The organism is Psychrobacter sp. P2G3 (genome assembly GCF_001593285.1).
Taxonomy (GTDB): Bacteria; Pseudomonadota; Gammaproteobacteria; order Pseudomonadales; family Moraxellaceae; genus Psychrobacter.
In genome coordinates this window covers 2,475,741-2,488,319 of record NZ_CP012529.1, presented here as the reverse complement: position 1 = coordinate 2,488,319, position 12,579 = coordinate 2,475,741, and the positions used below count along the sequence as shown (strand labels likewise).

The 12,579-nt window shown below is 44.3% G+C and carries 10 protein-coding genes; 4 read left to right on the top strand and 6 right to left on the bottom strand.

Annotation, left to right across the window (positions count from 1 at the left end; all coding sequences use genetic code 11):
• Positions 1–64: 64 nt before the first annotated feature.
• Positions 65–913 carry a hypothetical protein gene (locus AK823_RS10050; RefSeq protein ID WP_068328780.1) on the bottom strand — a complete coding sequence of 283 codons (849 nt, stop codon included), beginning with the start codon at positions 911–913 and terminating at the stop codon, positions 65–67.
• A gap of 237 nt (positions 914–1,150) precedes the next feature.
• On the opposite strand from AK823_RS10050, the gene AK823_RS10045 reads away from it, so the two are divergent.
• Positions 1,151–1,768: a PepSY domain-containing protein gene (locus AK823_RS10045; protein ID WP_068328777.1), complete on the top strand. Its 618-nt coding sequence runs from the start codon at positions 1,151–1,153 to the stop codon at positions 1,766–1,768.
• 137 nt (positions 1,769–1,905) lie between these two features.
• Here AK823_RS10045 and hutI read toward each other — a convergent pair whose 3' ends face one another.
• The 5 genes from hutI to hutU all read right to left on the bottom strand — a co-directional run bounded on the left by hutI (position 1,906) and on the right by hutU (position 9,609).
• Entirely contained in the window at positions 1,906–3,222 is a 1,317-nt protein-coding gene (gene hutI, locus AK823_RS10040; protein ID WP_068328774.1) for an imidazolonepropionase, read from the bottom strand.
• Positions 3,223–3,512: 290 nt separating this feature from the next.
• Positions 3,513–4,595 (bottom strand): formimidoylglutamase, encoded by a 1,083-nt coding sequence (locus AK823_RS10035; protein WP_068330285.1) that lies wholly within the window; start codon positions 4,593–4,595, stop codon positions 3,513–3,515.
• A 136-nt stretch (positions 4,596–4,731) separates the two neighbouring features.
• Positions 4,732–6,294, bottom strand: a complete 1,563-nt coding sequence (gene hutH, locus AK823_RS10030; RefSeq protein WP_068328771.1) for a histidine ammonia-lyase — start codon at positions 6,292–6,294, stop codon at positions 4,732–4,734.
• A 140-nt stretch (positions 6,295–6,434) separates the two neighbouring features.
• Positions 6,435–7,826, bottom strand: coding sequence for a YjiH family protein (locus AK823_RS10025; protein WP_068328768.1), 1,392 nt, complete (start codon positions 7,824–7,826; stop codon positions 6,435–6,437).
• A gap of 67 nt (positions 7,827–7,893) precedes the next feature.
• Positions 7,894–9,609: a urocanate hydratase gene (hutU, locus tag AK823_RS10020; RefSeq protein WP_203226612.1), complete on the bottom strand. Its 1,716-nt coding sequence runs from the start codon at positions 9,607–9,609 to the stop codon at positions 7,894–7,896.
• A 288-nt stretch (positions 9,610–9,897) separates the two neighbouring features.
• Here hutU and AK823_RS10015 point away from each other — a divergent pair, with 288 nt between their 5' ends.
• The 3 genes from AK823_RS10015 (at position 9,898) to AK823_RS10005 (ending at position 12,561) form a co-directional block, all read left to right on the top strand.
• On the top strand, positions 9,898–10,677 hold the full coding sequence (locus AK823_RS10015; protein WP_227514056.1) for a UTRA domain-containing protein: 780 nt from the start codon (positions 9,898–9,900) through the stop codon (positions 10,675–10,677).
• A gap of 310 nt (positions 10,678–10,987) precedes the next feature.
• Positions 10,988–11,824, top strand: coding sequence for an amino acid ABC transporter substrate-binding protein (locus tag AK823_RS10010; protein ID WP_068036993.1), 837 nt, complete (start codon positions 10,988–10,990; stop codon positions 11,822–11,824).
• A complete protein-coding gene (locus tag AK823_RS10005; RefSeq protein WP_068036991.1) occupies positions 11,824–12,561 on the top strand; it encodes an amino acid ABC transporter permease in 738 nt (245 codons plus the stop codon). The genes AK823_RS10010 and AK823_RS10005 overlap by 1 nt, the downstream gene beginning before the upstream one ends.
• Positions 12,562–12,579 lie beyond the last annotated feature (18 nt).

Below are 12,579 nucleotides of genomic sequence, written 5' to 3'. Positions count from 1 at the left end.
TGCTGTATATCTAAATGATGTAGAGGCTCTGTTTTATTAACACTGATTCGTTAGTGCTGATGTATTAATACTGACGGATAATCTCGACGCTATTAGGCGGCGTCGCAAGCTCTTGTCTTTCAAACGCCCAATTATGCCCATCCCAAAAGTGCGCTGTTTTATCATCATTATTAAAGCCCAACATGACTATCGATAGCGGAGTCGCAGCGTTTTGTCGCTGCTGCACATGTAAGCGCGCCGCTAATAATAGCCGATATAACAGAAACCCTGAGGTCGGCGCTGATGAATGGATATCAGCAAAAATAGGATAATCTGCCACCACGCTATGCTGATCTGATAGCACGCGACAATGCTCATCGCTATGCAATAAATGATTTAGCAGTTCTGGAATCTTTAATACTCGGCTGGCTGTTATCGGATCATCATTAGGGCTAGGGTCGTCAGCTGGTAATGGAAACTGGTAGTCAGCATTCCCAAACAAGATGCCAAGTGGTGCATGCTTTGCCATATCTAGCATTGCAGTTAAGTTGTTACTACGCGGCGGCATGCCAAAATGCAATAAACTGTCGCCGATTTTTCTAAAAAATAACAGTTTTGGTAGATCTTTAGCGCTAGGGTGATGAGCAAAAAAATCAGCATGAATAAAGTCATTGAACAAAACTAGCATATCTGTCAGCTGCAACAGCGCCTCTAAGCTCGCTGTATCTATTGAAGGGTTATTTGCTATCAATACAATCCGTTTACTCTGCAACATTTGCTCTTGAATGATAAGCGGTAAGCTTGCAAAAGCCAAGGCCGACTCAGTATCAAAACCAGAAGTATCAAAATCAGCAATAATGTCAAAATCAACGCCCGTTAAAGAGTGATAAGTATTATCGTATAGTAAGTCTGTTAGGTGGGACGTATTTAGCATAGAGGCTTAAATGACCTAAAAAGGTGAAGTAACATTATAAAAAACGGAATAACATTATACCTTATTTCTACTGCAATAGCATTACCTAAGTATATGATAGTCATAGAAAAAAGGTAATTATTAGACAATGTTTTACAGTACATTAGTGCTACATTACGCTACCTTTTTGTCTCATGTTTATCCTTATATATCCGTATCATAAAAGCAATTCCATAATGGCTATAAGGATAAAGAGATATGAGTAATATTATTAAAAAATTGCAACTGACTACATTGGGCGCTTGTCTAACTTTAGCATTGAGCGCAGGTGTAGTGAGTACAGCTGTTAGTGCTGCTAATCATACTGACGAAGTGAGTGCTGCTCAAACAGCGAAAATTAGCCTAAAGCAGGCGATTACTACGGCGAGCAAAGAAGCTTCCGGTACTTTAATCAGCGCAGAGTTTGATGAAAATGACAGCGATGCTGAGGGTGATGGCGGTGTCTATGAGCTGGAATTCAGTACTAATACCACTGGTTATGAAATCAAAGTTGATGCTATAACTGGCAAAGTCGTAAAGTCTGAAACCGAAAATTTAGATAAAGATGATGTCGATAGTTATGAAGTTCAGCAGCAAGCAAAAATCAAGATTATGGATGCTATCAATACTGCGGAAAAACAAACCAGTGGTCGTGTCTTAGAAATTGAATTCGAAAATGATAATGATTATGCTGATCATCAGACCTACTACGAAGTTAAAGTACTAAAGGCTGATCAAATTGTTGAACTAAATATCGATGCCGAAACAGGTACTGTATTTGAAAATTCAATCGAAGATATAGACGCTGTGCCAGATATGACCGCAGTAGAGTTATAATTTCGACAATAAAATTTAGTTATTCATTTTTAGTCAATAACGAATAGACTGATATGTGATAGCAATTTAGCAGCTCCCATCAAAAGCCCCAATCAATCATTGGGGCTTTTTTAATGATAAATGTTTATGGTAATTCGCTATACCGTCTCGCGCCATTTACCTTGAACCATAACACCTGCGATAGGATTTAGCCCCATTTGATAAGCAAGGTCAGCAGGGCGAGCGATATCCCATAATGCCAAATCTGCATCGTAACCCACTTCTATTTTGCCTTTGTTGGCTAGACCTAACGCTTGTGCCGCATGAACGGTCGCTCCTGCCAATACTTCTTCAGTAGTGAGATAAAATAATGTACAGCCCATATTCATCGCTAATAACAGCGAGGTGAGTGGCGAAGTACCGGGGTTACAATCTGTTGAAACGGCAATCGGAACTTGGTGTTTACGCAATTCTTCAATCGGTGGCAGTTTGGTATCACGTAGCGTATAAAAAGCACCCGGCAGTAGCACCGCTACCGTGTTGCTTGCGGCCATTTTTTTAATATCGTCTTCTACTAAGTGCTCAAGATGGTCGCTTGATAGTCCTTGGTATTCTGCTACCAAAGCACTAGCGCCTATGTTTGAGAGCTGCTCAGAATGCAACTTAACTGGCAAGCCTAACGAACGAGCAACTTCAAAGACGCGCTTAATTTGCTCAGCAGTAAAGGCGATGTTTTCGCAGAAGCCATCGACCGCATCGACCAAACCCTCGCTATGCAAGATTGGCAACCACTGACAAACTTGCTCAATATACTCATCCGCACAGTCTTTATACTCCGGAGGTAGCGCATGGGCAGCCAGATAAGTGGTGCTGACATGAATGTTGTGTTTGTCGCCGAGCGCGCGAGCGACTTTTAGCATTTTGCGCTCAGTGTCTAAGTCCAGCCCATAGCCAGATTTGATTTCAATACTGGTCACGCCTTCTTTGATGAGCGCGAGCAGGCGTTTTTCACTTTGCGCAAACAATTCTTCCTCATTAGCCGCGCGGGTAGAGCTAACTGTTGAGACAATGCCGCCACCTTGTGCCGCGATATCTTGATAACTGGCACCTTGCAATCGCGCTTCGAACTCGTTGCTGCGGTTACCGCCATAAACGATATGGGTATGACAATCGATGAGTCCAGGCGTGACCCAGTTACCCTCAACGTCTTTGATTTGATCGCTTTTATAATGAGTAAGATGCGGCTTTATTTGCTCATGCGTACCAACCCATGCAATTTTGCCGTCTTTGATACCGATAGCAGTGTTTTCTAACTGACCGTAAGGAGTGTTTTTTTCTTGGTTGTCATTATAAATATCAAACCCGTATTGCTCTGAAAAGGTGGCGAGATTGGCATTGATAATAATGTTGTCAAATGATGTCAAAGTGGAGTTGTTTATAGGCATTTGGTCTGTACCGTTTGTTGTATTAGTCATGATGTGCTCCTACTTATTAGTATAGATTTAGTGCAGCCATCCATAGTCCGTTCACTTTAAAATAGACATTGTGTCGTTGGTAAAAACTCTTCTTGCTGTGGGGCTGCTGACAGAGGATGTGCAAAATTTACTTCAGTAGCCTTGTATGGTTGGTTTATTTTAAAAATGTTATAGCGTGACTGGTACAAATTTTACTCGCTTGTTGTGCGCAAGCGAGACAAAGGCTTCGCAAAATTCATCCCAGTCACTTGTATAAATATTCATAACACTTTTATTCTGTATCGATTTATTTATACTAAAAGTAAATGCTGCTCGATAATAGTCGCTAATAGGCGAGCGGCAACTTTGCAGCTGCGTCCATCAACATCAAAGATCGGGTTAATCTCGGCAATATCAGCCATTCTTACTTTGTTTGACGCCATGATAAGTTTGACCGCGCGCTCAACGAATGCCAAGTTAATACCATAGGCGGCTGGCGCACTGACACCAGGTACGATGCTCGATGGCAAGCAATCCATATCAATGGTTAAGTAGACCACATCAACTTCATTGATAAAATTTTCTATTTGAGCAGCAATTTTTTTCCATTTCTTATTGGTGCAATCTTCGTCACTGATAATGTGTACGCCCAACTGCTCAGCACGGTCGAAGAGCGCGGCAGTGTTGGAAAACCGACTGACGCCGATACAGCAATAGTGAAATGGTTGACCTTGTGCGTCAAGGTGCTCGGCAATTTGACGAAATGGCGTACCAGACGTGGCGACATCAGATTGGCGAATATCTAGATGAGCGTCAAAGTTAATCACCCCGATGCTAGGCATTGTGCTTACCTTATTTTCAACATTGCTTTCGACATCATTTTCAAAATAGTTTTTGACATTGCTAACGTCATTAGTAGGCTGATCGGCTTTTGATGACAGCGCCTGCCATAATCCTAAAAAGCTGCCATAAGCAATGGCATGACCACCACCAAGCCCGATAGGTAGACCGCCTTCCTGGATAATGTGACTTACTTTATCTGCATAGGTTACTTGGGCTTGCTCAAGGGTACGCTCGGCAAAATCATCATTATCATGACAATCGATATCACCAGCATCACCTAGTAGAGTCGGCAATTGACCATCAAAGCGTTGTTGTAACTCAGCGATGACCGGCAGCGCCGCAAATGCCTGACGAATCAAGGGCGGCGCAGCTCGTGCACCCACGCGTCCTTGATTACGTCTGACGCCTTGATCACAAGCAAAACCGACCAGTCCAATGCGCTGACCATTTTGCTGACTGGTGCTATCAAAGGCATAAGGCTGAGCTATTTGATACCAGTAGCGGGCGCGCGCAGACTCAAACGGCTCTGCACGTCCTGTCCACCGACTCATATCAGCTGCAGTGTGGCTAACGGCTATTGTCACTTTTGACCTCCTTTCATAATATAAAACCTGACTCTCAATTTAGTATTGCCTACGCCAATAAAGCTAGATGGTTGAGAGTGGGTTTTATATATATAAAACTTTCCTATTTAGACTCATACCAATCGCTGCGCAGTGACTGCCAATATTCGGTGAGCGTGCCATCTAATACTAGTTGTTTTGCTGCTTCAATATCAGGCGCTAGGTAGCGATCTTTGTCGTAAAAAGTCACTTGATCGCGTAGTTTTTGATGTGCTGTTTTCAACGCTTCCGAGGTATCTAGTCCACGATGGAAGTCGATACCTTGACCAGCAGCCAATAACTCAATACCGATAATGGTGGCGGTATTTTGCGCCATCTCGTATAGGCGGCGCGCACAATAGGTTGCCATCGATACGTGGTCTTCTTGGTTGGCAGAAGTTGGAATGCTATCGACACTGCCAGGATGGGCGATAGATTTGTTCTCTGAGGCGAGTGCCGCTGCGGTGACATGGGCAATCATAAAGCCTGAGTTCACTCCCGCATTATCCACCAAGAATGGTGGTAAGCCGCCTGACAAGGTTGCATCAATCAATAAAGCCACACGGCGCTCAGACATAGAACCAATCTCAGCAATTGCCAAGGCTAAAATGTCTGCGGCAAAGGCAACTGGCTCGGCATGGAAGTTACCACCTGAGATAGCAACTGGGCCATCATCGTTAGTGAAGATAAGTGGGTTATCGGTCACCGCATTAGATTCAATTAATAAGGTTTTTCCTGCTTGGTTGATGATATCAAGGCAAGCACCCATGACTTGTGGCTGACAGCGTAAGCAATAAGGGTCTTGTACTCTATCGTCCTGTTCGCCATCATGCGAGGCGCGGATAGCACTGCCTTTAATCAGCTGGCGATGCGCTTTAGCAATTTCAATTTGCCCATGATGACCACGCACTTCATGAATACGCGCATCAAATGGAGCATCTGAGCCTTTGGCGGCATCGATAGACATGGAGCCGACGATGGTTGCTGTCTCAAGTAAGTCCCGTGCTAAGAAATAACCACGCAATGCCAATGCGGTTGAGACCTGAGTACCATTAATAAGAGCGAGCCCTTCTTTGGCTGCTAGGGTAATGGGCTCAAGACCATGTTGCGCTAATGCATCAGCAGCGGGTATTTTTTTGCCGTCAACATAGACATCGCCTTCGCCCATCATCGCCAGCGTCATATGCGATAAAGGTGCTAAGTCACCAGATGCCCCAACGGAGCCTTTGGCAGGAATGTTTGGGGTAATTTGATTGTTGATTAAGCCAAGTAAGCTATCGACCACAGCGCGACGTACACCAGAGACGCCTTGCGCTAAACTGGCAACTTTCATCACCATAATTAGCCTGACCACGTTGTCCGGTAGCGCCTCACCAGTACCCACCGAGTGAGAAACGATAAGGTTACGCTGCAGTAGCTCAAGCTGATCATCACTGATGCGGGTTTTTGCTAATAGGCCAAAACCGGTATTGATGCCATAAGCGCTCTTATCACGCGCAATGATGGTACGTACATCTTCATGCGAGGCATCTATCGCCTCATAAGCACTGTCGGGTAGCGTCAATATGACAGGTTGCTCATAAATATCGCGCAACATCTCGAAGCTTAATTGGCGTGGGTGTAGTGTTAGTTTTTTGATATCAGTCATGCGATTCATCCTAATTTTATGAGCTATATTAATTATATTTTTTGTTGTCTATACATTTTAGTTTATGCTTTGTTGTTTATAAACCGTTAAAAGCTATGCTGTTTAAATTTTCTTAACCAATCCTGCTCGTTTCAGTCGGTCTAACTGATCCAGCCCAAATATATCGCTAAATGTCCAAAAGGCGCAGCGATTAGAATGCTAAGTACCACTCGCTCAAACCAAATAATGACCATCTTAGGTACTGACAGCGGAATTTCAGTTGCCAATACACAAGGAATCATCGCTGAAAAGAACAGCACGCTACTAATCGAAACAACTCCTGCTACATAGCGGGTCAAGACCTCAGCTTCCGTTAGCAAGAGGGCAGGCAAAAACATTTCAGCCAGTCCCGCTGACATGCCTTTGGCAGCAACTAGTGGCTCAGGCATACCGGTTACCCAAGTGAATGGATACAAGAGCAAGCCCAAGGCATCAAAGACAGGCGTATATTTGGCTAGTAATAAACCCGTTAACCCTACCGCAATAATCGAGGGTACAATCGCTGCCGCCATCGTCACCCCATCGCGAAAGTTCGACCACATAATTTGTTTGAGGTCAGTCGCACGGCGCGAAGTAGCCAGTCCTAAATGATAAGCTGCTGCTAAACGATTGCCTTGTTGGTTTTCTAAGTCTGGACGGCTGGCGCTATCATCAAAACCTCGAATAGGTGGAATACGTGCACTAATGGCGGTGACGATAAAGGTAATAATCAGTGTCGACCAAAAAAACAGATTCCAAAATTCCATTAGACCAAGGGTCTTAGCAACGATGACCATAAACGCTGCCGACACCGTAGAAAAACCAGTAGCAATAATGATGGCTTCACGAACCGAATATTGATTTTGCAGAAAGACCCGATTGGTAATGAGCAGCCCAATAGAGTAACTGCCAACAAAAGAGGCGACCGCATCAATCGCTGATGAGCCGGGTGTTTTCCAAATTGGCTTCATAATAGGCTGCATGAGTACTCCAAACATCTCCAGCAAGCCAAAACCGAGCAAAAAAGCGAGGATTAATGCGCCAATAGGGACAATCATGCCGACTGGTAATGCCAGTTTTTCAAACAAAAACGGCAACATGTCCTTTTCCATGATGATAGCAGGCGCCATATCAGTGATATACATGATGGCGAGTACCAGCCCGATAATCTTAAAGGCGGTTAATATCATATTGGTGATATTTTTACGCCATGAACCATCGTAAATGGGTTTGCCAACACCATAAATCATCAGTAAAAACAGTAAAAATACCGCAAGGGTGTGCTGCTGAGTGACTAGATAAGTTGCCCCGTGATCAAATAAAATAGTGCTCTTTTCACCAATAGTGAAGGGCACAAAGAACATCACCAGACCAATAGCACTAAATACGATTAGCTGTATTAGCGCTACAGGTTTGGACAGCAGCTTTTCAGGCGGCGGGCTAGCAGGTGCTGGACTGTCTAGAGGCGTTCTAGGCACGGAGCTGCCTGGGGGCAAAATATCACGTTCAGACATATTATCGTCCTTGATAAAGTGTTGATGATGTCCTTATATCATTTGGGCATATAAGGACAAGGGCAAGCTATTTAATCATCGGTAGATTTAAGCCATAGTCTTTCGCTGTTTTGATAGCCAGCTCATAGCCTGCATCTGCATGACGCATCACACCTGAGCCGCAATCATTGACCAGTACTCTTGCTAAGCGCTTGGCAGCCGCATCTGTGCCGTCAGCGACGATGACCATGCCAGAGTGCTGCGAGTAACCCATGCCAACACCGCCGCCATGATGTAATGACACCCAAGTGGCGCCGCCTGCGACATTGAGCATGCCGTTTAATAACGCCCAGTCAGATACCGCATCTGAGCCATCTTTCATACTTTCTGTTTCGCGGTTGGGGCTGGCAACAGAGCCAGTATCCAAATGGTCACGACCGATAACGATAGGACCTTTTAATTCACCGCTTTTGACCATTTCGTTAAAGGCTAAGCCTGCTTTATCACGTTCACCAAGACCTAACCAGCAGATACGCGCTGGCAAGCCTTGAAACTGAATGCGTTCTTTTGCCATGTCTAGCCAGCGATGAATATGCTGATTTTCAGGGAACAGCTCTTTAATTTTTTGATCGGTTTTGTAGATATCTTCTGGATCACCTGATAATGCTACCCAGCGGAATGGGCCTTTGCCTTGGCAAAACAGCGGGCGAATATAAGCAGGGACAAAACCCGGGAAATTAAAGGCATTTTTCACCCCTTCATCAAAGGCAACTTGACGAATGTTATTACCATAATCAGTCGTTGGGATACCCATTTCTTGTAGATCTAGCATGGCCTGCACGTGTACGGCACAAGACGCGGCGGCATCTTTGGTTAATGCGGCATGTTGGTCCGGATTTTCTTGTGCCGCTTTCCATTCTTCAACTGTCCAGCCACTTGGCAAGTAGCCATTGATTAAGTCATGAGCGGAGGTTTGGTCAGTGACCAAATCAGGTTTTATCTCGCCTGCATTGGCACGCTTAACCATCTCAGGCAAGATATCCGCCGCATTACCAAGTAGCGCGATTGAGACGGCTTCACCCGCGTCCGTATGTTGTTTAATCAGCTCATAAGCATGGTCAAGATCGTCTGCTTGCTTATCGACGTAACCAGTACGCAAACGGAAATCAATACTAGACTGCTGGCATTCGATATTTAGAGAAGTCGCACCAGCAAAGGTCGCAGCTAGTGGTTGCGCGCCGCCCATACCACCAAGACCAGCGGTCAAAATCCAACGTCCTGCCCAGCTGCCATCATAATGCTGGCGACCGGCTTCAACAAAAGTTTCATAAGTGCCTTGGACGATGCCTTGAGTGCCGATATAAATCCAGCTACCGGCAGTCATTTGGCCGTACATAAATAGGTCTTTGCGATCAAGCTCATTGAAATGCTCCCACGTTGCCCAGCGCGGGACAAGGTTGGAGTTGGCAATCAACACACGTGGCGCATTTTCATGAGTTTGAAAGACGCCAACTGGTTTGCCTGATTGCACTAATAAGGTCTCATCGTCTTCTAATTCTTTGAGTGACGCGAGTATTTGATCATAGCTTTCCCAGTTACGGGCTGCACGTCCGATACCGCCATACACAACCAAGCTTTTTGGGTTTTCGGCCACATCAGGGTGTAGGTTGTTTTGCAGCATGCGATAAGGCGCTTCGGTCAGCCAGCTTTTGCAATTGAGCGTACTGCCAGTCGGCGCAGCAATATTACGACTCTCATCACGACGCGTAAATTCATTATTGTTGCTGGTTCCGTTGTTGCTCATTCCATTATCGGTAGTCATGATCATGTCCTTGTGATTATTTATACGATTTACTATTAACATTATTTGGTATTGTTAATAAGTTGTATATACAAATTATCAAAGATTATTTTTTCATGCAAGCATTTTTTTATAAATAGTTAAATTATTTATGAAGTTGCTTTGTTTGATAGGCTGTTCTCATGGTGATTATGATAACTGTCATGATATTATGTCAGCACTTTTATAGCTGCATACCTGTATAGTTGAAGTCGACGGTTAAAGATGAGCATGACAAAGGTGAAGAGTGACATGACAAAAACAGTTCCAGCATATCAGCGGATTAAAAACGCAATATTGGATAATATCCATTCTGGAAAATGGCAGGCGGGCGAAGCTATCTCTACCGAAATGGCGTTGGCGGAAGAGTTTGGCGTATCGCGAATGACAGTAAACCGCGCCTTAAAAGAATTAAGCGAAGAGCGGGTATTAGAGCGTCGGCAAGGGTCGGGGACATTTGTCGCACAGCAGCAGTTCAATCATACCTTTGTAGAAGTGCGCAATATCGCTCAAGATTTAAAATCAGCCAATCGCGATTATCAGGCACAAGTGGTGAGCAAACGCGCTATTACCGCGAGCATGTTAGATGATGAGATGCGCCGTAAATTTGGTATTGATGAAGCAGTTGTATCTTCTAATTCTAAGGGTGATGATTCAAAGGACACTGATAGCAATACTAATAGCACTGAGCCAGCTGTTTTATATGAAGTAAAAATCATTCATTTCGCTGACGGTCAGCCGATACAGTTTGAAGAGCGTTGGGTGGATGCGACAAAAGTACCAGAGTTCATTGAGCAAGATTTTAGCGTGGTGAATACCAGCGACTATCTCATTGCTGAAAGCCCACTTGAGCGCGGTAACTATACCATTCGAGCCTTAGCAGCACCTGATGAGATCGCTGATGCCCTACAGATTGCACCGCAGTCACCGACGTTAGTTCTACGTCGTCAGACTTATTCGGCAGGGAAGGTACTGACCTTTGTCAAGATGTGGCATGCAGGCGATCGCTATCAATTCTCTGGCAAACTTTAACAATCTTACGCGTGCTCACTGTTTTTGTACGGTTATTCTTGCCAAATTGCGATAGTATATGAGCTAGACGCTGTTTAAATAGTATGGATTAACTTTGATTCTACTACATCGAATTCTTTTGTTAAAAGTCCATAAAAGAAAAATAATATAAAATAGTATTGAAAGACACAAACAATATCCTCAAATCGGGCAACCAAAGCAAATATTGCAGTGCACATGTTTTATTGTGATATTCATATTATATAGTTTTATTTAACTTTGTTTGCCTTATACATTTTTGCATTATCCATTCATCTTATAAGGACGCCTTATGAAACGTCGTAATCTTTTAGCCCTTGCCGCCAGTACTGTATTGCTTGCCGCTTGTGGTCAGTCTACTACTAATGAAGCTGAAACCAATGCAACCGACAGTGCTGAGACTGCCGGTTCTGACTTGCTACAACGTATCAATAATGGCGGCACTATTAACGTCGGTACCGAAGGCACCTACCCACCATTCACTTATCATGATGAGAGTGGAAAGCTGACGGGTTATGATGTCGAAGTAACGCGTGCAGTCGCTGATAAATTAGGCGTTGATGTTGAATTTAAAGAAACTCAGTGGGACGCTATGCTGGCAGGTCTGGACTCAAAACGTTTTGATATGGTCGCCAACCAAGTCAGTCTAACTACCCCTGAGCGTTTAGCAAAATATGACAAATCTCAAGCTTACAGCTGGTCAGGCGCTGTGGTTTTAGCGCCAACTGATGACAATCGCTATAGCTCGTGGGAAGCGTTAAAAGGTCTACGTTCAGCACAGTCGCTCAGCAGTAACTATGGTGAGCTAGCAGAACGCTATGGCGCAGAAGTCGTTCCTGTTGATGGCATGGCACAAGCGATTCAATTGGTTAAACAAGATCGTGCTGACTTTACAATGAACGATAACCTTGCAATATTAGACTATCTAAAAAAATTCCCAGACAGCGCGCTTGAGATTAAATTGGTTGCACCGGCCAGTGAGCAAACTGGTTCAGGATTAGTCTTGATTAAAGGCGATGAAGCCGTCGTCGCAAAATTAGACGAAGCAATGGCAGCATTAGCAGCCGATGGGACGCTAACCAAACTTAGCGAAGAGTTCTTTGGTGCTGATATAAGTCAACAAAAATAATGCTAGCTTCTATCACGTCAGTGCTAGCTGAACTACTGGCATTATTGCCATTTATGGACCCTGATCGGGCGCAAATTGTTATCAATTCATTTTGGCCAATGCTGAAAGGCGGTATCTATTATTCGATACCGCTGGCATTGATCTCGTTTGCAATTGGTATGGCAATTGCGCTGACGGTAGCACTAATTCGTATCGTGCCGCGTGCTGGCTGGTTCCATGAGATTATTTATAGACTTGCTCGCATTTACGTGTCTGCCATTCGCGGAACACCGATGCTGGTGCAGCTGTTTATCATCTTCTATGGTTTGCCCAGTGTTGGATTAAAGCTTGATCCATTTCCTTCTGCGATTATTGCCTTTTCACTGAATATCGGTGCCTATGCGTCTGAGACGGTGCGTGCCTCTATTTTATCTATTCCAAAAGGCCAGTGGGAAGCAGGATCGACTGTCGGGCTAACGTATCTACAAACCTTTCGCCATGTGATTTTGCCACAAGCGCTACGGGTTTCAGTGCCACCGTTATCCAATACTTTTATTAGCTTGGTAAAAGACACGTCTTTGGCCTCATTGGTACTCGTCACTGAGCTGTTTAAACAAGCTCAGATTATTACGGCGCGTAATTATGAGTTTATGCTGGTTTATACTGAAGCGGCGGTTATATATTGGGGTATTTGTCTGTTCTTGACCTTTATTCAAGGCAAGCTTGAGATTCGTCTTGATCGCTATATCGCTAAATAATTTATAAATACGCCGTAT